The following is a 22945-nucleotide window of genomic DNA, read 5'->3' on the forward strand; positions in this document are numbered from 1 at the left end:
AGGACGGGCGGTGCGGTTCTCAGGCGGGCTCGGGCAGTCCCTTGTAGGCACGCCAGCCGCCGTGGGTGGTGATGTCGGTGAGCTCGGCGCGCTGGCGCTCCAGCACGCCGGGGCGCAGCCCGACGGCGAGGACGTCGCGTCCGTCGTCGAGCTCGATCACGGTGAGCTCGAGCTCCGGCGGCTCGTCGGGCAGGAAGTCGGTGCGGATCGCCCGGAGCGGGACGTCGTAGATCTCCCCGGCCAGCGGTACGCCGCCGGCGGGGTCCTCCAGCAGGGCCGGGAACTCGTCGCGCACCGAGTACATGCGGTAGTGCGGAGCGGTCCGGACCTGGCCGAGGAACGGGTGGGCGGACACGTTGTGGTGGAGCCGGCCGCCGCGCATCGCGTCACCGGAACAGAAGAGGGCAGTCACCGGAGCCTCCGATCCTTCCGCAATGCGGAATAGTGATTCCGTTGTGCGGCATGAATCGGACCACGGCATCCGGGGGGTGTCAAGCATCGCTGTCGTCGGTGACCCCTTGACGCTTGCGTGACAGGCGCCATAGCGTGATTCCGCACCGCAAGAGATCCGTTTCACATCGCGGAAACCAGCGCGTCACATCCGACGCGCCACGACGTGGGAACCGAGGTGGCCCCGATGACGGGACCCGGAACGAGCGACCGGTCCGCAGCAGCCCCGACCGACGACCAGGTGACCGCCGTGCCCGTCGCGCCGGGCGGCGCGGACGCACCGAGCCCACGGCTCTACAACCGCGACCTCGCGCCGACCACCGTCGAGGGGCGGTCGTGGAAGGCCTACAACATCTTCACCCTGTGGGCCGTCGACGTGCACAGCCTGGGCAACTACGGCTTCGCCCTCGGCCTGTTCGCCCTCGGTCTCGGCGCCTGGCAGATCCTGGTCTCGCTCGGCATCGGTGCGCTGGTGCTGTTCGTGCTGCTCACCGTCGCCGGGTACATGGGCTACCGGACCGGCCTGCCGTTCCCGGTCATGAGCCGGATCTCCTTCGGCGTCCGTGGCGCGCAGCTCCCGGCCCTGGTCCGGGGTGCGGTCGCGATCGCGTGGTTCGGCATCCAGACCTACCTGGCCACCCAGGTGCTCGTCGTGATGGTCCTGGCCGTGGCGCCGTCGGCCGGTGGGCTGGAGCAGGTGTCGTTCCTCGGTCTGTCGGTGCTGGGCTGGATCTGCTTCCTCGTGCTGTGGGTCGTGCAGGTGGCGATCCTGCTGCGCGGCATGGACGGCATCCGCCGCTACGAGGCGGTGGCCGGGCCGATCGTGCTGGTGACCCTCGCCGTGCTCTCCGGATGGGTGCTGTGGCAGACCGGCGGGGAGATCGCCTGGTCGGTGCCCGACCCACTGACCGGCGGCGCGATGTGGGTGCAGATCCTGGCCGGTGCGTCGTTGTGGACGGCGATCTACGGCACCTTCGTCCTCAACTTCTGCGACTTCACCCGCGGCGCGGTGTCCACCGGCGCGGTCCGGCGCGGCAGCTTCTGGGGGATCCTGCCGAACACCCTGTTCTTCGGCGTCGTCGTCGTGGTGCTCGCGGGCGGGCAGCTGCGGATCGGCGGGCAGGTCATCTCCAGCCCGGCCGACGTCGTCAACACCATCCCCAACACCCCGCTGCTGCTGCTCGCCTCGGCGGCGCTGCTGATCCTGACGATCGCGGTCAACCTGATGGCGAACTTCGTGGCCCCCTGCTACGCCCTGTCCAACCTGTTCCCGAAGGTCCTCGACTTCCGCCGGGCCGGGGTCGTCAGCGCGCTGATCGGGCTCGTCATCCTGCCCTGGAACCTCTACGACTCCCCGCTGGTGATCACCTACTTCCTGGGTGTGCTCGGCGCGCTGCTCGGGCCGCTGTTCGGGATCGTGATGGCCGACTACTGGCTGGTGCGGCGCGGCCGGATCGACGTCCCCGCGCTGTACTCCGAGGCGAGCGGGGCGGCCTACCACTACCGGGGCGGGGTCAACCGGCGGGCGGTCGCGGTGTTCGTGCCGTCCGCGCTGGTCGCCGTCGCCGTCGGGTTCGTGCCCGCGCTGGAGCCGGTCGCCCCGTTCAGCTGGTTCCTCGGCGCCGGGCTCGCCGCGCTGCTGACCGTGCTCGTCGCCCCGCGCGGACGGACCTACCGCGCGGTGTCCGGGGAGCCCCTGGCCGTCGCACCCACCGGGGGGCACTAGTGCGCATCGTCGTCGTCAACGTCAACACCACGGCCTCGGTCACCGAGGCCATCGCCGCCTCGGCGCGTTCGGTCGCCGCGCCCGGCACCGAGATCGTCGGGCTCACGCCGCGGTTCGGCGCCGAGTCGGTCGAGGGCAACCTGGAGAGCTACCTGGCCGCGGTCGGGGTCGCCGACGCCGTCGCGCGGTACGCCGCGGCCGGCGAGTCGTTCGACGCGGTGATCCAGGCCGGCTACGGCGAGCACGGCCGGGAGGGTCTGCAGGAGATGCTCGACGTGCCCGTCGTCGACATCACCGAGGCCGCCGCGACCACCGCGATGTACCTCGGCCACCGCTACTCGGTGGTGACCACGCTGGACCGCACCGTGCCGCTGATCTCCGACCGGCTGCTGCTGGCCGGGCTGGAGCGGCGCTGCGCCTCGGTGCGCGCCTCCGGGCTGGCGGTGCTGGAGCTGGAGCAGGACCCGGACCGGGCGGTCGCCGCGATCGTCGAGCAGGCCCGGCTGGCCGTCGAGCACGACCACGCCGAGGTGATCTGCCTGGGCTGCGGCGGCATGGCGGGCCTGGAGGAGAAGGTGCGCGCGGAGACCGGGGTGCCCGTCGTCGACGGGGTGCAGGCCGCGGTGACCGTCGCCGAGTCGCTGGTGCGTCTGCGCCTGAGCACCTCGAAAGCCCGCACCTACGCGGCCCCCCGAACCAAGAAGATCACCGGATTCCCCCTGGAGATGCCATGACCAGCTACGACCTGGTGGTCCGCGGGCAGCGGATCATGACCACGGCGGGCGAGCAGCCCCGCGAGATCGGTGTGACCGGCGGGCGGATCGTCGCCATCGAGCCGCTCGGCAACGGCCTCGACGGTGCCCGGGTGATCGACCTCGTCGAGGACGAGGTGCTGCTCCCCGGCCTCGTCGACACCCACGTCCACGTCAACGAGCCCGGCCGCACGGAGTGGGAGGGTTTCGCCTCGGCGACCCGGGCCGCCGCGGCGGGCGGGGTCACCACGATCGTCGACATGCCGCTCAACTCGATCCCGCCGACCGTCGACGTCGCCGCACTCGAGGTGAAGCGCAAGGTCGCCGAGCACCAGGCGTTCGTCGACGTCGGGTTCTGGGGCGGGGCGGTGCCGGGCAACCTGGGCGACCTGCGCGGCCTGCACGACGAGGGCGTCTTCGGCTTCAAATGCTTCCTGCTGCACTCCGGGGTCGACGAGTTCCCGCCGCTCGACGCGGACGAGATGGAGCGCGACATGGCCGAGCTGGCCACGTTCGACGCCGTCATGATCGTGCACGCCGAGGACTCCCGGGCCATCGAGAAGGCCCCCACCCCGCACGGCGCGAAGTACGACACCTTCCTGCGCTCGCGCCCGCGCGGCGCGGAGAACCTGGCGATCGCCGAGGTCATCGAGCGGGCCCGCTGGACCGGGGCGCGTGCGCACGTCCTGCACGTGTCGTCCTCCGACGCGCTGCCGATGATCGCGACCGCGCGCCGCGACGGCGTCCGGATCACCGCCGAGACCTGCCCGCACTACCTGACGCTGTTCGCCGAGGAGATCCCCGACGGCGCCACCACCCACAAGTGCTGCCCGCCGATCCGCGAGGCGTCCAACCGGGAGCTGCTCTGGGAGGGGCTGCTCGACGGGACGATCGACTGCATCGTGAGCGACCACTCGCCGAGCACCGCCGAGCTGAAGCTGCTCGACTCCGGGGACTTCGGGCTCGCCTGGGGCGGGGTGTCGTCGCTGCAGCTGGGGCTGTCGCTGGTGTGGAGCGAGGCCCGCCGGCGCGGCATCGGGTTGGCGCAGGTCGTGCAGTGGATGGCCTCGAAGCCGGCCGACCTGGTCGGGCTGCGCTCCAAGGGCCGGATCGCGCTGGGGTACGACGCCGACCTCGTCGTCTTCGCACCCGACGCCGCGTACGTGGTGGACCCGGAGCGGCTGCACCACAAGAACAAGGTCAGCGCCTACGCCGGCCGGTCGCTGTCCGGCGTGGTCCGGCGCACCGTCCTGGGCGGCCGCGACGTCGACGTGGCCGGCGAGCCGCACGGGCGGCTGTTGCGCCGTGGCTCGGTGGAGCGGGTGACCGGTGCCCCCGGCGCCCCGGAGACCCCCGGCGCCCCGGAGGCCTCCGAGGTCCCGGCCGCACCGCCCGAGCAGGGCTAGACTTCCGTCATGCGGAAGAACGATCCCGACAGTCGCGTCGGTGCCGCCGCGGACGTCGCCGCGGCCGCACCGGCCCGCTCGGGGAGCGTGCAGTCCGTGGAGCGGGCCGTGGACCTGCTGGAGGCGATGGCCGACGCGGGCGGGACGGTCAGCTTGTCCCACCTCGCGGCCACCTCCGGGCTCCCGTTGCCGACCATCCACCGGTTGGTCAGGACCCTGGCCGGGCGCGGCTACGTCCGCCAGCAGTCCTCGCGCGAGTACGCCCTCGGCCCCCGCCTGGTGCGCCTCGGCGACACCGCGGGACGCCTGGTGGGCATGTGGGCCCGGCCCCGGCTCGCCGCGCTGGTCGACGACCTGGGGGAGAGCGCGAACCTGGCGCTGTTGGAGGGCAACCAGGTCGTCTACGTGGCCCAGGAGCCCGGCCGGCACTCGATGCGGATGTTCACCGAGGTCGGACGACGGGTGTCGCCGCACTGCACCGCCGTCGGGAAGGCGCTGCTGTCCCGGATGCCGGTCGAGCGGGCGCGGGAGATCCTGCGGCACACCGAGTTCGTGCGGCACACCGACAACACGATCACCTCGCCCGAGGAGTACTTCGCCGAGCTCGACAAGGTCCGCGCCGCCGGGTACGCCGTCGACGAGGGCGAGCAGGAGCTCGGGGTGCGGTGCGTGGCCGTCGCGCTCGACGGGCCGCTGCCCGCCGCGGTGTCCATCTCCGGGCCCACGACCCGGATGACCGACGCGCTGCTCGACTCCGCGGTGCCGAAGCTGCAGGCCGTCGCCGACGCGCTGGTGGCCGAGCTGGCCCGGCAGGACGCGGCCGGGGTCTGACCCACCCGGTGCCGAGGCCCAGGCGCCGCACATCCCGGGCGCCCGCCCGGCATGCTGCGCCGAGCAGGCATGGCCGCGACCGGGCGCGCCTGCCCGGCCTGCTCCGGCCGCCCCGGCATGATCGCGACCGGGCGCGACGGCTCGGCCTGCCCCGGGCGCCCCGGCATGATCGCGACGAGCGAGGGATTCCGTGCCACATCCGGCACCGGACCCCTCGCCCGTCGCGATCACCAGGTGTCCCGCCCCGGGGCTCGCCGTTCGCACCCGCGAACCGGGGCCGCCGTTCGCCTCCGGGAGCCGGGCCGGTCCACCACCCTGCCCCGATGGCTGATCCGACCAATCCGACCGATCTGGAACGGCTGCTGGTCCGGCAGGGCGGCCTGGTCACCCGGACCCAGGCGATCGCCCACGGCGTCCCGGCCCGGACCGTGGCCCGGCGGGTGTCCTCCGGTGCCTGGCGGGCGCGGCACCCCGGGGTCTACCTGGTCGCCGGTCACCGGGTCACCGACGAGACCCGGGTCCGGGCGGCGTGGCTCTGGGGCGGCGCCCGCTGCGTCGTGACCGGGCCCGCGGCCGCGTACTGGCTGGGGCTGCGCCCCGGTGCCCCGGCCGAGGTGCTGCTCGCCGTCCCGCCGACGGTGCAGCGGGCCCGGCGGCCGGGGGTGCGTCTGCGTCGCCGCAGCCTGGACCCGGCCGACCGGGTCGTCCACCGGGGCATCGTCGTGACCGCGACGCCGCTGACCGTGCTGGAGGCGGCCGCGGCGCTCGGTGGCACCGACGGGCCCGCGTTCCTGGACCGGGCGCTGCAACGGTGGGTGTCCCACGACGAGCTGTACGCGGCGTACTGCCGGGTGGCCGGCACCCCGGGCATCGCGGCCGCCGTGCGGCTGCTCGTCGCGGCGGGGGACCGGGCGGACTCGGCCCTGGAACGTCGGCTGCTGCGGCTGCTGCGCGAGGCCCGGCTCCCCGGGCTCGTGCGGGCGATGCCGTTCGGGCCCTGGACGGTCGACCTCGCGTTCCCCGCGGCGCGGGTGGCGGTCGAGGTCGACGGCTGGGCCTGGCACAGCGACCCGGAGCGGTTCCGCACCGACCGGCGCAAGCAGAACGCCCTGGTCGCGGCCGGGTGGACGGTGCTGCGGTTCACCTGGTCGGACGTGCACGACCGGCCGGGCGAGACGGTGGGGCGGATCCGGCGGGCCGTCGGTGATCGCGCCGCCTGAGGGGTCCGGTGCCGGATCCGGCACCGGACCCCTCGGAGGAGACGATCACTCGTCGCGGACCTGGGTCCCCGGCTTGGCGGTGACCGGCTCGTAGGAGTCCGGGCCCAGCACCTCACCGGAGGACAGGATCCGGATCTCCCCGGTCTGCACGAGCACCGGCGGCCCCGCGGCGACGATCGACGGTGCCGACGGCCGCCCGGGGGCGAGCACGTTGAAGAACAGGTTGAGCAGCACCGCGACGATCGCCGCCGAGCTGATGCCGGAGTGGAAGATCGTCGCGAACCACTCCGGGAAGTTCGCCCAGAAGTCCGGCGACACCACCGGGATCAGGCCGAACGCCACCGCCGCCGCGACGATCACCATGTTGTTGGTGTTGCGGTACTCGACCGAGGCGAGCGTCCGGATGCCGCTGGCGGCGACCGTGCCGAACAGCACGATCCCGGCCCCGCCGAGCACCGGCTGCGGGATCGCCGAGAACACCGCCGACGCCATCGGCGAGAGCCCCAGCACCAGCAGGAGCAGCCCGCCCGCGGCGACGGCGAACCGGCTCCGGATCCCGGTCAGCGCGACCAGGCCGACGTTCTGGGCGAACGCTGTCGCGGGGAAGGAGTTGAACACCGGCGCGAGCGCCGAGGCCGCCATGTCCGCGCGCAGGCCGTCCCCGACCCGGCGGGAGTCCACCTCGGCCCCGACGACCTCGCCGACCGCGAGGATGTCCGCGGTCGTCTCCACCATGACCACCAGGATGACGATGACCATCGACACGATCGCGCCGATCTCGAACAGCGGCCCGCCGAACGCGAACGGCGTCGGGATGGCGGCCACGCTCGCCTCGCCCACCTTCGCGAAGCTGCTCAGCCCCAGCACCAGGGCGACGACGGTGCCCACCAGCAGGCCGAGCAGCACCGAGAGCCGGGAGACGACCCGGATCTTGCTGGCGACGATCACGACCAGGAAGGTGAACGCGGCCAGCGCGATGTTCGGCAGCGAGGCGAACGCGGGGTTGGGCACCGTCGCGCCGGCGACCGTGACCGTCTCCCGGCCGGTGATCCACCCGGTCGCCACCGGCATCAGCGACAGCCCGATGACGGTGATGATCGACCCGGTGACCACCGGCGGGAACAGCCGTACCACCTTCGCGAAGAACGGCGAGATGAGCAGCCCGACCAGCGCGGCCACGATCACCGCGCCGAAGACGACGCGCAGGCCGTCGGTGCCGTCGTCGCCGACGATCGCGATCATCGTCGACACCGAGGCGAAGGAGGTGCCCTGAACCAGCGGCAGCTGGGAGCCGAAGAACGGCAGCCCGAGCGTCTGCAGGAGCGTTGCGAGCCCGCTCACGAACAGCCCGCTGGCCACCAGGACGGCGCTCTGCGCGGGGTCGAGCCCGGCCGCGCCGCCGATGATGATCGGGACGGCGATGACGCCGCCGAACATCGCGAGAACGTGCTGTACGCCGTAGCCCACCGTGGGTCCGAGGCCGAGCCGGTCGTCCTCGGGGCGGGGGGCTGTCGTGGCGGTCGTGCGTCGGCCGGTCGTCGCCGGCGCGTCCGCGTCGTCGGTGCTCATGGGCGTCCCCTCGGTGCGGAGGTGGTGGGATGGGTCAGACCGACGACGGGACGTCGGTCCACGCCTCCGGCGCCGGGGTCACGCCGTCGCGGACGACGGTGCCCTCGATCAGGCCGTAGGGGCGGTCCGCGGCGTAGAACACCTCGTTCGGGTTCTTGAGGCCGAACGGGGAGAGGTCGGACAGGAAGTGGTGCTTGTTGGGCATCGCGAACCGGATCTCGGCGACGCCGTCGCACGCCTCGATGCCGGCGCGGCCCATCTCGTAGAGCGACTGCTGCAGTGCGAGCGAGTGGGTGGTGGCGAACGCGGACAGCATCGCCGCGCCGATCGTGTCGTAGGCGGCGTTGTAGTCGATCCCGGCGGCGACGGCCTCGGGCAGGTAGCGCCAGCGCGCGGTGACCGAGGTGGCCAGGATCCGGTCGTCGGTCTCGACCAGGGTCGTGTAGCGGTCCCGGGGGAAGCCGTGGAACTCGCTGCCGGTGGACTTCAGCACGGTGAGGTCCTTCAGCCCCGCGGTGACGTGGGTGGCCCCACCGACCTTCTGCACGGTGGCGAGCCGGGTGGCGCGGCCCTTGCGGACGAAGGAGTGGTCGTGCCCCGCGCCGTCGACGACGATCCGCTCCCACTCGTAGAGCTCGGCCTGCCACAGCCCGCCGGTGATCCACTCGAACTCGCCGGTGAAGTGGTCCCCGAGCAGCATGAGGAACTCCTCGGGGGAGGTGATCCCGTGCTCGGCGGCGAAGGCGTAGACGACGTTCTTCTGGGTGTCGGTGGCGACGACCTTCGAGTTGTCCCCGGTCAGGTAGCTGCTCTCCAGGGCCGCGCCGCGCAGCTGGCTGGTGACGTTGAGATCGGTGATCTCGTGCCGGGCGGTGTCGCGCACGACCCGCACCACGCGGACCTCCGCCTTGCCGTACTTGTTGTCGCCGAGGTGGACCGAGACGGACATGTCAGCTCCCGAGGTAGGTGGAGTAGGAGTAGGGCGACAGCAGCAGCGGGACGTGGTGGTGGCGGTCGGTGCGCTCCGGCCGGAACGCGATCGACACCTCCGGGAAGAACGGGCTCGGCGTCGTGAACGTGATCCGGTGCAGCACCCCCGCGGTGAGCGCGGCGGAGTCCGGGGCGCGCCAGCGCCCGTCGTCGTCGGTGGTGCCCGAGGCCAGCACGGTCCCGTCGGCGCCGGTCAGGGTCACCGGGACACCGGTGGCCGGGCGGCCCGCCGCGGCGTCGAGGACATGGGTGGAGAAGCTGCTCATGCCAGCACCTGCCGCATCCGCAGCGCGGTGATCTCGGCCAGCTGCCCAGCGGCCTCGGCGCGCTCGGTGGCCGGGTCGTTGCCCAGCCTGCGCTCCAGCTCGGCCAGGATCTGGTCCGCGTCGCGGCCCGCGGCGCGGATCAGGAAGACGTGGCCGAACCGCTGCTCGTAGGCGGCGTTGCCCGCGGCGAGCCGGGCCGCGGTGTCCGCCCCGGAGTCCACGCCGGACTGCTCGGAGCGGGAGAAGGCGGCACCGTCGGCGTGCGCGCCACCGGGGCGCTCGCCGATCCGGGGGTGCCCGGCGAGGGCGGCGTCGATCTGCGCGGCGTCGAGGGCGAGCACCGCCTTCTCCGCCGCGGCGACGGCGTCGTCGACGCGGGCGTAGGGCCGGCCGGCGAGGAACCGGTCGGCCCAGGCGGACGAGGTGACGCAGGCCCGCAGGACGGGGCGCAGCTCGTCCGGCGGCGCGGTGTTGAGATGATCGAGGGACAGTGCGTCCGACATGGGCCCTGCTTCCGTGCGGTTCCGCACATTTCATGATGCGGAATCGTGATTCCGAACGATGTCAGTGTTGGTGTCGGGAAGACGCGGTGTCAAGGCTCACCGTGCGGTGTCCGGACACGGTGGAGGTCCCGATGTGCCGGTCCCGGCACCGGGTGTCGTCGGATCCCGGTGGGGCGCAGGGGGCTCCGGGCCTCCACGGTGGCCCGTGTCGGCGGCGTGGCGCACCCGCCCCGCCCCGAACGTCACGCAGTCGTCACCGCCGGTGATCTCTCGTCACGTGATGTCCGGAACATCCGGTTCATCGGTCTGCGCCGTCACACAGTCGTCACATCCGGGCAACCGTGCGCGACGGGTGCGCGACGGAGCATTCGTCCCCGGCGGCCCCCGACCCGGCTGCCGAAGGAGCGGAGATGACCCAGGAGATGAGCTCGCCGGCGACGACCGACGGCGCGCCGACCGCCGTCGGCGCGGCGCGCGAGACGCTCGAGGACTACACGCTGCGGTTCGCGCCGCGCAGCTACCGGCGTTGGTCGCCCGGGGTGGTCGGGGTGACCGCGCTCGGCGGGATCGCCTACCTCGCCGACTTCGCGATCGGGGCCAACATCGGCATCGCCTACGGCACGACGAACGCGTTGTGGGGGATCCTCGTCTTCGCCCTGGTGGTGATCGCGACCGGCACGCCGGTGGCCTACTACGCCGCGCGCTACAACCTCGACCTCGACCTCATCACCCGCGGCAGCGGCTTCGGCTACTACGGCTCGATCCTCACCAACGTCATCTTCGCGACGTTCACCTTCATCTTCTTCGCCCTCGAGGGCTCGATCATGGCCCAGGGCCTCGAGCTCGGACTGGGCATCCCGGTCTGGCTCGGCTACGCGCTGTCCACCGTGGTGATCTTCCCGCTGGTCGTCTACGGGATGTCGCTGCTGTCGAAGCTGCAGCTGTGGACGACCCCGTTGTGGCTGGTCCTGATGGTGCTGCCCTTCGGCTACCTGCTGTTCGCCCACCCCGACTCGGTGTCGACCTTCCTGGCCTACCAGGGCGAGGACGGGATGGGCGCGCCGAGTCTCGGTTCGGTCATGCTCGCCGCCGGGGTCTGCCTGTCGCTGATCGCCCAGATCGCCGAGCAGATCGACTACCTGCGGTTCATGCCGCCGAAGACCCCGGAGAACGCGCGCCGCTGGTGGACCGCGACGCTGCTCGCCGGGCCGGGCTGGGTGCTGTTCGGCGCGGCGAAGCAGGTCGTCGGGCTGTTCCTGGCGGTCTACTTCATCGCCAACGTCGCCGGCGGTGCCGAGGTCGCGAACGAGCCCGTGCAGCAGTTCCTGCTCATCTACCAGGACCTCATGCCGGGCTGGCTGGCCATCACCCTGGCCGTCGTGCTGGTCGTCATCAGCCAGATCAAGATCAACGTCACGAACGCCTACTCGGGCTCGCTGGCGTGGACGAACTCCTTCACCCGCATCACCGGGCACTACCCGGGTCGGCTGGTGTTCCTCGGGGTCAACCTGCTGATCGCGCTGGTGCTGATGGAGGCGAACATGTTCGACTTCCTCAACACCATCCTGGGCTTCTACGCCAACATGGGCATCGCCTGGATCGTGGTCGTCGCGACCGACATCGTCGTCAACAAGTACCTGCTGAAGATCTCGCCGAAGGTCCCGGAGTTCCGCCGCGGCATGCTCTACGCGGTGAACCCGGTCGGCTTCGGGTCGGTCGTCGTGGCGGGCGGGCTGTCCATCGCGACGTTCTTCGGCGCGCTCGGCAGCGCGGTCCAGCCGTTCTCGCCGGTGGTGGCGATCGTCCTCGGGTTCGTCCTGCCGCCGGTGCTCGCGGTGGCGACCCGAGGCCGCTACTACCTGCGACGCACCGACGACGGCATCGACGAGCCGATGTTCGACGAGCACGGCAACCCCTCCGCCGCCGTCCTTAACTGTCGCTCGTGCGGACAGGACCTGGAGCGCCCGGACATGACGGCGAGCGCGGCGGGTGGGCACGTCTGCTCGCTGTGCCTGGCGACCGACCGGACGAAGGAGCACGTGCTGCCCGCGCAGCCCTGAGGTCCGCGGCCGGGAGCGGTCACACCGGCGCGGGGACCGGACCCGCGGCGGCCACGGCGGCCGCGAGCCGGCGGCCCGCGGTGACGGCGTCGTGCCCGACGGCGGTCGCGAGCACGCCGCGCACCGCCAGCGGGGACAGGCTCCAGCCCGGCCCGGTGGCCGCGGCCACCGGGCCCGGAGCGTCGACGAGCACCTCGGTGCCCAGCACCCGGTGCCCGCCGAGATGGGCGGGGGAGCCGTCGAGCAGCGGGTCGCCGATCTCCTGGCTCTGCACCAGCAGCGGCCGGCCGTCCTGGGTGATCCGCACGGTGCCGCGGTAGCGGCCGGGCCGCTCGCCGGTGCGGCCGCCGACCAGGATGTCGCGGGCGTGCAGCGACGCGGTCGCGGCCAGCTCCACGTCCAGGACGGTCTCGTGGTGGGCGCGGGCGGTGACCACCGTCGGCTCGGGCAGGTGGGTCAGCGAGCCGCCCTCGCCGACGGTGCAGCGCAGCACCGTCCGGCTCGGTCGGCCGGGTCCACCGCCCGGCAGCGCGACGGCGGCGGCGACGCCGCACAGCGTCAGGTGCGCCCCCGGCCCGACGGTGACGACGAGCTCGACGTCGTCACCGGCCAGCGGGGTCGACGCCGATCCGACCAGGTGCACCACCGCACCGTCGGCCCCGGCCCCGGCGGCGCCCCGGCGGGGGATCAGCGCGAGCGGGGACTGCGCCCGCAGGCGCCGGACGACGGTCCGGCCGTCGTGCTCGGCGACGACCAGCTCGGCGCGTGCCCGCACCTCAGACCGTGGCGCGGACGGCGGCGACCTGCTCGCACACCCACGCCCCGACCTCGGTCGCGCCCGGGTCCTCCACCAGCGACTGCGCGATCACCGGCAGCTCCCCGCGGATCCGCGCGGCGTCGCCGGTCATGACCCCGAGGTCGGCGCCCACCAGCGGCGCCAGGTCGGTCTTGTTGATCACCAGCAGGTCGGCGGTGGTGACGCCCGGGCCGCCCTTGCGCGGCACCTTGTCCCCACCGGCGACGTCGACGACGAAGATCTGCCGGTCCACCAGCCCGCGGGAGAACACCGCGGTCAGGTTGTCTCCGCCGGACTCGACCAGCACGAGCTCGAGCCCGCCGTCGACGTCGGCGAAACGCTCCTCCAGCAGCTCGACGGCGTCGAGGTTGGCGGTGATGTCGTCGCGGATGGCGGTGTGCGGGCAGCAGCCGGTCTGCACGGCCTCGACCCGCTCCGGCGCGAGGACGGCGTTGCGGCGCAGGAAGTCGGCGTCCTCGGTGGTGTAGATGTCGTTGGTGACCACGGCGAGACGGACCCGCCCGGCGAGGCTGCGGGCCAGCGCGGCGACCAGCGCGGTCTTGCCGGAGCCGACCGGGCCGCCGATGCCGATGCGCACCGCGCGACCGCCGGCGGGGGCCGGGGCGTGGTGGTCGTGGTCGGTGACCGTCGGGTCGAAGCTGATCACGTGGCCGTGACCGTGGCCGGTCGTTGCGGACTCAGGAGGCAAAGAGACGCACCCTCTCGCGGTGGTGGTGGACGTGGGACTCGGCCATGAGGTCGAGCAGCGGCGCGCCGGGCGCCGGGAGATCGGCGGGGTCGCCCCCGGCCAGGGCCGCGGCCTCGGCGGCCAGGGCCTCCAGCTCGTCGCCGAGGGCGACGACGGCGGTGTTGACGGCGAACGGGTCCAGCCCGAGCAGCCGCACCGCCGCCGCCGCGGGCCCGGACACGGCGAGGTAGCCGACACAGCGGGCCGCCGCGGCCGGCGGCTCCCCGGCCGCGCCGACGACGACCCCGACGAGCAGCGGGTGGTGCGGCCGCCGGTGGACCGCGACCAGGGCGTCGAGGGCGGCCGACGGCCACGCCGAGCGGACCGCGCGCAGCGACGCCCGGCCCTGGGACCGGGACGCCTCCCGCTGGGCCGCCGAGGGGGTCCGCGCGTCGAGTGCGGCGTCGAGCTCCGCCCACCCGGCGCCAGTCCCCGCAGCGAGGTCGGCGGCGGCCGCGGCGGCGCAGGCGGCGACCCGGCCCGCGGTGCGCAGCCGCCCCCGGAGGAAGGCGTGCAGCGACGCGACGTCGGTGACCAGGCCGCGGTCGGCGGCCTCCTCCAGACCTCCGGAGTGCACGTGCCCGCCGCCGGGGAACCGGGCGTCGGACAGGACGAGCGAGGCCAGCATCAGAACAGGAAGTACCGCTGCGCCATCGGCAGCTCGGCGACCGGGGCGGGCTCGACGACGTCGCCGTCGATCGTCACGGTGAACGAGTCCGGGTCGACCCGTACGTCCGGGGTCGCGTCGTTGAGCAGCATCCCGGTCTTGCGCACCGAGCGCGTGTCGGCCACCGGCACCGCGGGGGTCGCCAGACCGAGCCGGTCGGGGACGCCCTCGTCGAGGGCCGAGGGGGCCATGAACGTCAGCGAGCCCAGCGCCGCGGGGGTGTGGGCGTAGCCGAACATCGGCCGGCCGTACACCGGGCCCGGGGTCGGGATGGAGGCGTTCGCGTCGCCCATCTGCGCCCACACGGCGAACCCGCCCTTCAGCACGACCTCGGGGCGCACCCCGAAGAACTTCGGCTCCCACAGCACCAGGTCGGCGAGCTTGCCGACCTCGACCGACCCGATGTGCTCGGCGGCGCCGTGCGCCAGCGCCGGGTTGATCGTGTACTTCGCGACGTAGCGCCGGGCACGCAGGTTGTCGGCGCGCTCGGAGTCGCCGGGCAGCGGGCCGCGGGCGGCCTTCATGACGTGCGCGGTCTGCCAGGTCCGGATGACGACCTCGCCGATGCGGCCCATCGCCTGGGAGTCCGAGCTCATCATCGAGATCGCGCCCAGGTCGTGCAGCACGTCCTCGGCGGCGATGGTCGTCGGGCGGATCCGGGACTCGGCGAACGCCAGGTCCTCGGGCACCGACGGGTTGAGGTGGTGGCACACCATGAGCATGTCGAGGTGCTCGTCGAGGGTGTTGACGGTGTGCGGCCGGGTCGGGTTCGTCGACGACGGCAGGACGTGCCCCGTGCCGACGACCTCGATGATGTCCGGGGCGTGCCCGCCGCCCGCACCTTCGGTGTGGAAGGCGTTGATCGAGCGGCCGTCGATCGCGGCCAGCGTGGACTGCAGGAACCCGGCCTCGTTGAGGGTGTCGGTGTGGATCGCGGCCTGCACGCCGGTCTCCTCGCACACCCGCAGGCAGGCGTCGATCGCCGACGGGGTGGTGCCCCAGTCCTCGTGCAGCTTGAACCCGCCCGCTCCGGCCCGCAGCTGCTCGTGCAGTGCCTCGTGCGACGTGGTGTTGCCCTTGCCCATCAGGAGCAGGTTCACCGGCTGGTGGTCCATGGCCGCCAGCATCCGGCCGATGTTCCAGGGGCCGGGGGTGACGGTGGTGGCCTTCGAGCCGTCCACGGGCCCGGTGCCGCCACCGAACAGCGTCGTGACGCCGGAGGCGAGCGCGGTCTCGACCAGCTGCGGGCAGATGAAGTGGACGTGCGCGTCGACCGCGCCGGCGGTGAGGATGCGGCCGTTGCCGGCCAGCACCTCGGTGCCGGGCCCGATGACCAGGGCGGGGTCGACGCCGTCCATGGTGTCGGGGTTGCCGGCCTTGCCGATGGCGACGATCCGGCCGTCCTTCACGCCGACGTCGGCCTTCACCACACCCCAGTGGTCCAGCACGACGGCACCGGTGATCACGAGGTCCGGGCAGTCCGCGGCGAGGACGGCGGCCTGGCCCATCGACTCCCGGATCACCTTGCCACCGCCGAACAGCACCTCGTCGCCGGACGCCGGGCCGCGGGAGCGGTCCTCGGTGACCTCGATCAGCAGGTTCGTGTCCGCGAGCCGGATCCGGTCGCCGACGGTCGGGCCGTACAGGTCGGCGTAGCGCGCTCGGTCGATGCTCACTGCTCGTAGCTCCGCTCGTCGAGGGCGCCGGCCCGTTCGGGGCGCAGACCGGGGACCCGGCGTGCCCCGGCGATCGGCACCAGTGTCACCTCGCGCTCCACCCCGGGCTCGAACCGCACCGAGGTCCCGGCGGGGACGTCGAGCCGGTGCCCCCAGGCGGCGTCGCGGTCGAAGGGCAGGCCGGGGTTCGCGGCGGCGAAGTGGTAGTGCGAGCCGACCTGCACCGGGCGGTCCGCGGCGTTGACCACGGTCAGGGTCAGCCGGGGGCGGCCGGGGTGCAGCTCGACCGGCTCCTCGCCGACGAGGATCTCGCCGGGGGTCACGCGATCGGCCCGTGCACGGTGACGAGCTTCGTGCCGTCCGGGAAGGTGGCCTCCACCTGTACCGAGTCGAGCATCTCCGGGACGCCGTCGAGGACGTCGTCGCGGGTCAGGACCTCCCGGCCGCTGCTCATCAGCTCGCTGACGGTGCGGCCGTCGCGGGCGCCCTCCAGGACGTGCTCGGTGATCAGGGCGACCGACTCCGGGTAGTTCATCCGCAGACCCCGCTCGCGGCGCCTGCGGGCGACGTCGGCGGCGACGTGGACGAGGAGCTTGTCGCGCTCGCTCGGGCTGAGGTGCATGCCCCGCATTGTGTCCGGTTCCGGGTTTCGACGGGATGACCGGGAGGTTCCGAACGGTGTCCCGCCGGGGTCCCGATGTCCGGGTCGACTGTCGGAACCTACGAAAGCCCCGCGGCGAGCGGCCCGGGGTTCGTCGGGGACGGCGGTGCCGGGGGGTCCCGGCCCGGGCGCATGGTGATGCAGGTCGCAATCCGGCCCCTCTGCGCGCCCTGCCCCGTCATCCCCCTCCGGCTCTCATCGAGGTCACCGATGCGCCTGCGCCGATCCACCAGCGCCACCGCCGATCCCGCCCGTCCCGTCCACCCGGTCGACCGGGTGCCGCCCGCCGGACGGCTCGCCGTCTACGGCATGCAGCACGTGCTGGCGTTCTACGCCGGTGCCGTCGTCGTGCCGATCCTGCTCGCCAACGCCATCGGCCTCGACGAGCGCCAGCTCATCCATCTGATCAACGCCGACCTGTTCACCTGCGGCATCGCCTCGATCCTGCAGTCGGTCGGGATCGGCCGGATCGGGGTGCGGCTGCCGCTGCTGCAGGGCGTCACGTTCACCGCGGTCTCCCCGATGATCGCGATCGGGCTCGCCGCGGGGGGCGGGACGCAGGGGCTGACCACCATCTACGGCGCGGTGATCGTCGCCGGGCTGGTGACCTTCTTCGCCGCGCCCTACTTCGCGCGGCTGCTGCGCTTCTTCCCACCGGTCGTCACCGGCACGGTGATCACCGTGATCGGGCTGGCGCTGCTGCCGGTCGCCGCGACCGACGCCGTCGGCGGCTCGAACGCCCCCGACCCCGGCAACCCGCTCTACCTCGGGCTCGCCCTCGGGACGCTGGCGGTGATCGTGCTGATCCAGCGGCTGTTCCGCGGGTTCCTCGCGACGGTCGCCGTGCTGGCCGGGCTCGTGCTCGGCACGCTCGCCGCGGTGCCGTTCGGTCTGGTCGACCTGTCCGCGGTGGGGGAGTCGGACTGGGTCGGGGTCACCACGCCGTTCCACTTCGGCTGGCCGCAGTTCTCGATCGCCGCGATCCTGTCGATGATCGTCGTCATGATGATCACCGCGGTCGAGACGACCGGTGACGTGATCGCCACCGGCGAGATCGTGGACAAGAAGGTCGGGTCGGACGACGTCGCCCGCGCCCTGCGCGCCGACGGCGCCGCCACCACCCTGGGCGGTGTCCTCAACTCCTTCCCCTACACCTGCTTCGCCGAGAACGTCGGCCTCGTCCGTCTCACCCGGGTCTCCAGCCGCTGGGTGGTGGCCGCCGCGGGCGGTTTCATGATCCTCATCGGGTTGGTGCCGAAGGCCGGGGCGCTGGTCGCGGCCGTGCCGCACCCGGTGCTGGGCGGTGCGGCGCTGGCGATGTTCGCGACCGTCGCCGTCGTCGGGATCCAGACGCTGTCGCGGGTCGACTTCCGCGACCACCGCAACGTCGTCGTGGTCGGGTCCGGGCTCGGGGTCGCGCTGTTCGTGACCGTGCAGCCGGACGTGGCGCAGGCCCTGCCGGAGTGGGCGGGCATCGTGCTCGGCTCCGGGATCACCGCGGGCAGCGTGGTCGCGATCGGGCTCAACCTGCTCTTCTTCCACACCGGGCGCCGCCGCGACATCGCACCCGCGACGCCCGGCGGGGACACGGTGACCTTCGACCGGCTCGCCTCCGCCGACGCCGGCGAGTTCTCCGCGGTGCTCGGGCGGCTGTTCGAGGGCCCGACCGCGGTGCCCGCCCGGGTGCACGCCCGCGGCCCCTTCGCCGACGCCACCGCGCTGCGCGCCGCGGTGCAGGACGAGCTGTTCGCCGCGCCGCCCGAGGAGCAGCGGGCGCTGATGGGCCACTACCCCGACCTCGGGGGGCTCGCCGGCGCGGGCGGCTCCGGCGCCCCGGCCCCCCGCCGCCGCCCCGACGGCGTCGGCCCGGTCGGTGGCCCCGTCGGTGGCACCGCCGCGGCGGCGCTGCGTGACCGGGCCGGGCTGGCCCTGCTCGGCAACGACGACCGCGCCGAGCTCTGCGCCGTGGCGGCGGCCTACCGGGAGCGCTTCGGGTTCCCGCTGATCGTCTGCCTGCGCGACGCGGGGGACACCCGCACCTTGCTCGCCACCGCGCGGCGGAGGCTGGAGCACCCGCCCGCGCAGGAGCACGCGACGGCCCTGGTGGAGATAGCCAAGGTCGCGGGGCGCCGGTTCGACGACCTGGTGTCCGGCTGACCCGGTGACGGGCGCAGGGCCCGGCGGCCGGCGCGGGAGGTCCGCGCCGGCCGCTGCGGGTGTCCGGCGCCGGTACGGTGGGCGGCGTGGACCTCGGGATCGGACGGCGCGCGCGGGCGGGGGCGGCCCTGCTGGTCGCGTCGCTGCTCCTGCTCGTGCCGGTCCTGCTGTCCGCCGAGGTCGAGACCGGGCTCGTCGGCGCCGTGGTCGCGCTCGCCGTCCTCGTGTGGGCCGGGCACCGCGAGCTCGGCGCGATCCACCTCGTCGCCACTGCCGCGACCACCCCGGTCCGTGAGGCCCGCCGGGTCCGGCACCGGGCCGGGATCGTCCGCCAGACCGATCCCGACGCGGCGGGCCGTCCCCGGCCGCGCGCTCCGGGACCGCTCCACCCGGAGCAGGTTCCCGGCGTCGTCGCGGCCGCCTGACGCGCCGCGCCGCGCGCCGGTGCGGTGTGCGCACCGGCCCGTCGTCGTCCCTGCTCCGGGACCCGTCCTGCCCCTCGGACGTCCCCGGAGTGAGAAGTGCTCGACTTCCTGTACTACCCCGTGTCCTTCGTCATGCGCCTGTGGCACGAGCTGTTCGGCGCCCTGTTCGGACCGGCCACCGGCCTGTCCTGGGCGCTGTCGGTGGTGTTCCTCGTGCTCACCGTCCGGGCGCTGCTGGTGCGCTCGGCCTGGACCCGGATGCGCGCCGCCCGGATCGGTCGCGCACTGGCCCCGCAGGTCGCCCGGCTCCGCGAACGCCACCGCGGCGACGCCCGGGCACTGGCCGAGGCGACCGCCGCGCTGCACCGCACGCACGGCTCGTCGCCGGTCGCCGGGCTCGGGGTGGTGTTCCTGCAGATCCCGGTGTTCGTCGCGCTGCTGCACGTGCTGCGCTCGTTCAACCGGCCCGGCCTGACCTTCGAACAGAACGCCGCACTCGCCAACTACGCCTTCCCGCCCGACCAGGTCGCCCCGTTCCTGCAGGCCCGGCTGTTCGGGGCGCCGCTGTCGGCGTGGCTGCGGATGCCCGCCGAGCAGCTCGCCGCGTTCGGCGGGACCCCCGTCGACGGGGCGGCGGTCGCCGCCGTCGTGGTGGTGCTGGCCGTGCTCGCCGCGGTCTGCACCCACCTCAGCATGCGCTACGCCCGGGTCGACCCGGGTGCCGTGCCGCAGGGCGCCACCCGGATCCTCGCGGCCCTGCCCTGGATCGCGCCGGTCGGTGTCCTCGCCGGTGGGCTGCTCTACCCGGCGCCGGTCGCGCTGCTGCTCTACTGGATGACCGGCAGCGTCGCGACCCTGGTCCAGCAGCTCGTGCTCACCCGGCTGCTCGACCGCAGGCCACCGGTCGTCGTCGCCCCGCCGGCGCCGGAACGCAGCCGGGCGCCACGGCCGGGCGCCAAGCCGGTGCGCCGCCGCGCCGCCGGCGCCCGCCGCCGGGCCGCCGTCAGCGCGAGCGCAGCGCCAGGTAGAGGTCGACGCGGTCGGTGAACGAGGACGGGTCCCGCCCGGTCAGCTCCGCCACCCGGCCGATCCGGTACCGGACGGTGTTGACGTGCAGGTGCAGCCGGGCCGCGGTCCGGTTCCACGACCCGGACTCGTCGAGGAACACCTCCAGGGTCTCCACCAGCCCGGTGCCCGACCGCGCGTCGTGGTCGAGCACCGGGCCGAGGACCTGGGCGGCGAAGCCGCGCCGGACGTCGTCGGGGACCCCGGCCAGCAGCGCCACGTGCGAGGTGATCTCCCCGGCCCGCACCGAGGTCACCGGGCCGACCCGGGACGCCGCCAGTCCGGCGGCGTGCCCGGCCTCGGCGAGCGCACCCGACAGCGCCTCCGCCGTCGACGGCCGCGACACCCCGGCCGACAGCCGTCCGCCCGCCAGGCCGGGGCCGAGCCGGTGCACCGCGCCCAGCACCACCTCGACCGGGTCCGGGGTGTCCGCACGCCCGGGCACCGCGACGACGGCGACCGCGTCGCCACCCAGCACCCCGACCGCGGCCGGGCCGGTGCCGACCAGCGCGTCGAGCAGCACGGTGTGCGCGGTGTCGGCCGGGTCCGCGACGCCCGAGGCCCGCAGCACGACCACGGCGAGGGTCCCGTCCGGCTCCACCCCGGCCTGGCGCAGCCGTACCCGGGTCTCCGGCCGGTCGCCGGTGTCGGCGGCGATCCGGGCCAGCGCGTCGTCGGCGATCGGGCGGGCCACCGCCGCGCCCTCGCGGCGCCGGGACCGGTCCAGCGCGGCGATGGCGGCCAGCTCCCCGACGGCGTCGACGGCCTCGGTGCCCGCCTGTGCGGTGCCCGGCGGCAGCTGCGCGGCGACCAGCCAGCCGGTGGCCCGTGCCGTTCCCGGTGCCGCGGGGACCACCAGGTGCGCGGCACCGTCCCGACCGGCCGGGACGGTCACCGGCAGCCGGCCCGCGGTGAGGAACCCGGCGACGACGGCGTCGCGCTCGGCGTCGGGCAGGGCCGGCCCGGCCAGCAGGCCGCCCGCGGCGGTGAGCACCCGGCAGACCAGCCCGGTGCCCGCCGAGACCGACCCGGCCAGCTCGGCCAGCTCCGCGCCGCCGGCGAACGCGGCGAGCAGCCGCCGGTGCCGGCCCAGGGTGTGGGCGAGCCGGTCCCCGCGGGCCGCGGACAGCGCCCCGATCACCACCTCGGTGACCGCGCCGAACGACACGTCCACCGGGACCGCGATGAGGACGAGGTCGTGGCGGCGGCAGGCGTCGACGACGTCGGCCGGGATGTCGCCGAACACGGCCTCGCCGGCCACCAGCGCCGCCGCGCCGGACCGGGCGACGGCCGCGACGAACCGCTCCGAGTCCGCCGGCGTGCGCCGCCACACCAGCCCGGACACCACCAGCTCGCCGCCGCCCAGGTAACGCGACGGGTCGGGCAGGTCGGTCGGGTACACCCAGCGCACGGACCGGTCCAGATCGGCCGCCGAGCCGTGCAGGACCCGCAGCCGCAGCTCCGGTCGCGCGACCAGCTCCGAGAGCAGCATGGGAGGAACCTACAACTCGGTGCACCCGGCGGGACCCCGATTCGTCACAGTGGTGCCTTCTCCTGGTGACCGTCACACGGTGCACTGGGGTCCATGCAGCAGCCGAACGCCGGGCGGACCGCCAGCCGGGTCGCCAGCCGGATCGCCATCGAGGGTGCCCACGTCGTCACCGTCACCGGGGAGGAGATCCCCGGCGGGCACGTGGTCGTCGAGGGGGAACAGATCGCCGCCGTCGGGCCCGGCCCCGCCCCGGCGGGGTCCTACGACCGCAGGGTGGACGCCCGCGGCTGCCTGCTCACCCCGGGGCTGGTCAACACCCACCACCACCTCTACCAGTGGGTGACCCGCGGACTCGCCGTCGACCACACGCTGTTCGAGTGGCTGACCACGCTCTACCCGGTGTGGGCCGGCATCGACGAGCACGCCGTGCACACCGGCGCCACCGGGGCGCTGTCGGCGCTCGCGTTGTCGGGATGCACGACCACCACCGACCACCACTACGTCTTCCCCCGGGAGGGCGGCGACGTGCTCGGCGCCGAGATCCGGGCCGCCCAGCAGGTGGGCCTGCGGTTCCACCCGACCCGCGGGTCGATGGACCTGGGGCGCAGCGCGGGCGGGCTGCCGCCGGACCACGTCGTCTCCGACCGCGACGAGATCCTCGCCGCCTCCGCCGACGCCGTCGCCCGCTGGCACGACCCGTCACCGGGGTCGATGCTGCGGATCGCGCTGGCCCCCTGCTCGCCGTTCTCGGTGACACCGGAGCTGATGAGGGAGTCCGCGACGCTGGCCCGCGAGCTCGGCGTGCGGCTGCACACCCACCTCGCCGAGACCGACGACGAGGAGGCGTACTGCCGGGAGCGCTTCGGCGCCACGCCCACCGAGTACGTCGCCGACCTGGGCTGGACCGGGCCCGACGTGTGGTTCGCCCACACCGTGCACCTCGACGACGAGGCGGTGAAGACCATCGGCGCCACCGGCACCGGCGTCGCGCACTGCCCCACCTCCAACGGCCGGCTCGGTGCCGGCATCGCGCGGGTCCGTGACCTCGTCGACGCCGGCGCCCGGGTCGGGATCGGCGTCGACGGCGCCGCCTCCAACGAGGGCACCCACCTGCTGGAGGACGTCAAGCACGCCGTCCTGTTCGCCCGCGCCGCGGGCGGCCCCCGCGCCCTGTCGGTGCGCGAGGCCCTGGAGCTCGGCACGCTCGGCGGCGCCCGGGTGCTCGGTCGCGAGGACGAGATCGGGTCGATCGAGACCGGGAAGCTCGCCGACCTCGCGCTGTGGCGCCTCGACGGGTTCCGGCACCGCGACGTCGCCGACCCGGTGGCCGCCCTGGTCCTGGGCACCCCGCCGCCGCTGGAGCTGCTGCTGGTGCACGGTCGCCCGGTCGTGGAGAAGGACACGGTCCTCACCGTCGACACCGACGCCGTCGCCGCCGAGTGCGCCGCGGTGCACCGCGACCTCGTCTCGCGGGCCGGGTGAGCG

22 protein-coding genes are annotated in these 22945 nt (G+C 74.2%); 10 read left to right on the forward strand and 12 right to left on the reverse strand.

Annotated features, from left to right (window positions below):
* Window positions 1–19 precede the first annotated feature (19 nt).
* Entirely contained in the window at window positions 20–412 is a 393-nt protein-coding gene (locus tag Ae331Ps2_RS23050) for an amidase (RefSeq protein ID WP_075306581.1), read from the reverse strand.
* A 225-nt stretch (window positions 413–637) separates the two neighbouring features.
* Here Ae331Ps2_RS23050 and Ae331Ps2_RS23055 point away from each other — a divergent pair, with 225 nt between their 5' ends.
* From Ae331Ps2_RS23055 to Ae331Ps2_RS23075, 5 genes are all read left to right on the forward strand, one after another.
* Window positions 638–2176, forward strand: a complete 1539-nt coding sequence (locus Ae331Ps2_RS23055) for an NCS1 family nucleobase:cation symporter-1 (RefSeq protein WP_075311840.1) — start codon at window positions 638–640, stop codon at window positions 2174–2176.
* Window positions 2176–2910, forward strand: coding sequence for an aspartate/glutamate racemase family protein (locus Ae331Ps2_RS23060; protein WP_075306580.1), 735 nt, complete (start codon window positions 2176–2178; stop codon window positions 2908–2910). Before Ae331Ps2_RS23055 ends, Ae331Ps2_RS23060 begins: the two co-directional genes overlap by 1 nt.
* The gene (gene allB, locus Ae331Ps2_RS23065) at window positions 2907–4334 is read left to right on the forward strand and encodes an allantoinase AllB (protein ID WP_233147530.1); all 1428 of its coding nucleotides are present in this window, start codon (window positions 2907–2909) and stop codon (window positions 4332–4334) included. Before Ae331Ps2_RS23060 ends, allB begins: the two co-directional genes overlap by 4 nt.
* A gap of 9 nt (window positions 4335–4343) precedes the next feature.
* Window positions 4344–5165 carry an IclR family transcriptional regulator gene (locus Ae331Ps2_RS23070; protein ID WP_075306579.1) on the forward strand — a complete coding sequence of 274 codons (822 nt, stop codon included), beginning with the start codon at window positions 4344–4346 and terminating at the stop codon, window positions 5163–5165.
* A gap of 323 nt (window positions 5166–5488) precedes the next feature.
* Window positions 5489–6385 (forward strand): type IV toxin-antitoxin system AbiEi family antitoxin domain-containing protein, encoded by an 897-nt coding sequence (locus Ae331Ps2_RS23075; protein WP_075306578.1) that lies wholly within the window; start codon window positions 5489–5491, stop codon window positions 6383–6385.
* Window positions 6386–6430: 45 nt separating this feature from the next.
* Here the strand turns inward: Ae331Ps2_RS23075 and Ae331Ps2_RS23080 are convergent, their stop codons facing one another.
* Genes Ae331Ps2_RS23080 through uraD form a run of 4 tightly spaced genes read right to left on the reverse strand, consistent with a single transcriptional unit; the run spans window position 6431 to window position 9713 of the window.
* Window positions 6431–7954 carry a nucleobase:cation symporter-2 family protein gene (locus tag Ae331Ps2_RS23080; protein ID WP_075306577.1) on the reverse strand — a complete coding sequence of 508 codons (1524 nt, stop codon included), beginning with the start codon at window positions 7952–7954 and terminating at the stop codon, window positions 6431–6433.
* A gap of 34 nt (window positions 7955–7988) precedes the next feature.
* Entirely contained in the window at window positions 7989–8903 is a 915-nt protein-coding gene (gene pucL, locus Ae331Ps2_RS23085; protein WP_020623895.1) for a factor-independent urate hydroxylase, read from the reverse strand.
* A gap of 1 nt (window position 8904) precedes the next feature.
* A complete protein-coding gene (locus tag Ae331Ps2_RS23090; protein WP_020623896.1) occupies window positions 8905–9210 on the reverse strand; it encodes a hydroxyisourate hydrolase in 306 nt (101 codons plus the stop codon).
* Window positions 9207–9713 (reverse strand): 2-oxo-4-hydroxy-4-carboxy-5-ureidoimidazoline decarboxylase, encoded by a 507-nt coding sequence (uraD, locus tag Ae331Ps2_RS23095; protein ID WP_075306576.1) that lies wholly within the window; start codon window positions 9711–9713, stop codon window positions 9207–9209. Before uraD ends, Ae331Ps2_RS23090 begins: the two co-directional genes overlap by 4 nt.
* 410 nt (window positions 9714–10123) lie before the next feature.
* On the opposite strand from uraD, the gene Ae331Ps2_RS23100 reads away from it, so the two are divergent.
* A complete protein-coding gene (locus Ae331Ps2_RS23100; RefSeq protein WP_139318722.1) occupies window positions 10124–11773 on the forward strand; it encodes a cytosine permease in 1650 nt (549 codons plus the stop codon).
* A gap of 19 nt (window positions 11774–11792) precedes the next feature.
* On the opposite strand, the gene Ae331Ps2_RS23105 is transcribed toward Ae331Ps2_RS23100, so the two are convergent.
* Genes Ae331Ps2_RS23105 through Ae331Ps2_RS23130 form a run of 6 tightly spaced genes read right to left on the reverse strand, consistent with a single transcriptional unit; the run spans window position 11793 to window position 16282 of the window.
* A complete protein-coding gene (locus Ae331Ps2_RS23105; RefSeq protein ID WP_075306575.1) occupies window positions 11793–12548 on the reverse strand; it encodes an urease accessory protein UreD in 756 nt (251 codons plus the stop codon).
* A gap of 1 nt (window position 12549) precedes the next feature.
* Window positions 12550–13278 (reverse strand): urease accessory protein UreG, encoded by a 729-nt coding sequence (gene ureG, locus Ae331Ps2_RS23110; RefSeq protein WP_075306574.1) that lies wholly within the window; start codon window positions 13276–13278, stop codon window positions 12550–12552.
* Window positions 13268–13948 (reverse strand): urease accessory protein UreF, encoded by a 681-nt coding sequence (locus Ae331Ps2_RS23115; RefSeq protein ID WP_075311836.1) that lies wholly within the window; start codon window positions 13946–13948, stop codon window positions 13268–13270. Before Ae331Ps2_RS23115 ends, ureG begins: the two co-directional genes overlap by 11 nt.
* Window positions 13945–15660, reverse strand: coding sequence for an urease subunit alpha (locus tag Ae331Ps2_RS23120; RefSeq protein WP_075306573.1), 1716 nt, complete (start codon window positions 15658–15660; stop codon window positions 13945–13947). The genes Ae331Ps2_RS23115 and Ae331Ps2_RS23120 overlap by 4 nt, the downstream gene beginning before the upstream one ends.
* Window positions 15657–15983, reverse strand: coding sequence for an urease subunit beta (locus Ae331Ps2_RS23125; protein ID WP_075306572.1), 327 nt, complete (start codon window positions 15981–15983; stop codon window positions 15657–15659). The genes Ae331Ps2_RS23120 and Ae331Ps2_RS23125 overlap by 4 nt, the downstream gene beginning before the upstream one ends.
* Window positions 15980–16282, reverse strand: a complete 303-nt coding sequence (locus Ae331Ps2_RS23130; RefSeq protein ID WP_020622559.1) for an urease subunit gamma — start codon at window positions 16280–16282, stop codon at window positions 15980–15982. The genes Ae331Ps2_RS23125 and Ae331Ps2_RS23130 overlap by 4 nt, the downstream gene beginning before the upstream one ends.
* Before the next feature lie 249 nt (window positions 16283–16531).
* Here Ae331Ps2_RS23130 and Ae331Ps2_RS23135 point away from each other — a divergent pair, with 249 nt between their 5' ends.
* From Ae331Ps2_RS23135 to yidC, 3 genes are all read left to right on the forward strand, one after another.
* Window positions 16532–18478 (forward strand): solute carrier family 23 protein, encoded by a 1947-nt coding sequence (locus tag Ae331Ps2_RS23135; protein ID WP_075306571.1) that lies wholly within the window; start codon window positions 16532–16534, stop codon window positions 18476–18478.
* Between the two features lie 86 nt (window positions 18479–18564).
* Window positions 18565–18903: a DUF6412 domain-containing protein gene (locus Ae331Ps2_RS23140; protein ID WP_212611720.1), complete on the forward strand. Its 339-nt coding sequence runs from the start codon at window positions 18565–18567 to the stop codon at window positions 18901–18903.
* 96 nt (window positions 18904–18999) lie between these two features.
* Window positions 19000–19950, forward strand: coding sequence for a membrane protein insertase YidC (gene yidC, locus Ae331Ps2_RS23145; protein ID WP_075306570.1), 951 nt, complete (start codon window positions 19000–19002; stop codon window positions 19948–19950).
* On the opposite strand, the gene Ae331Ps2_RS34010 is transcribed toward yidC, so the two are convergent.
* Window positions 19907–21460 carry a PucR family transcriptional regulator ligand-binding domain-containing protein gene (locus Ae331Ps2_RS34010; RefSeq protein ID WP_075306569.1) on the reverse strand — a complete coding sequence of 518 codons (1554 nt, stop codon included), beginning with the start codon at window positions 21458–21460 and terminating at the stop codon, window positions 19907–19909. The two genes, yidC and Ae331Ps2_RS34010, sit on opposite strands and share 44 nt — an antisense overlap.
* A gap of 93 nt (window positions 21461–21553) precedes the next feature.
* Here Ae331Ps2_RS34010 and Ae331Ps2_RS23155 point away from each other — a divergent pair, with 93 nt between their 5' ends.
* On the forward strand, window positions 21554–22942 hold the full coding sequence (locus Ae331Ps2_RS23155; RefSeq protein ID WP_075306568.1) for an 8-oxoguanine deaminase: 1389 nt from the start codon (window positions 21554–21556) through the stop codon (window positions 22940–22942).
* Window positions 22943–22945 lie beyond the last annotated feature (3 nt).

Origin of the sequence: Pseudonocardia sp. Ae331_Ps2 (genome assembly GCF_001932405.1) — a bacterium.
Classification (GTDB): domain Bacteria; phylum Actinomycetota; class Actinomycetes; order Mycobacteriales; family Pseudonocardiaceae; genus Pseudonocardia.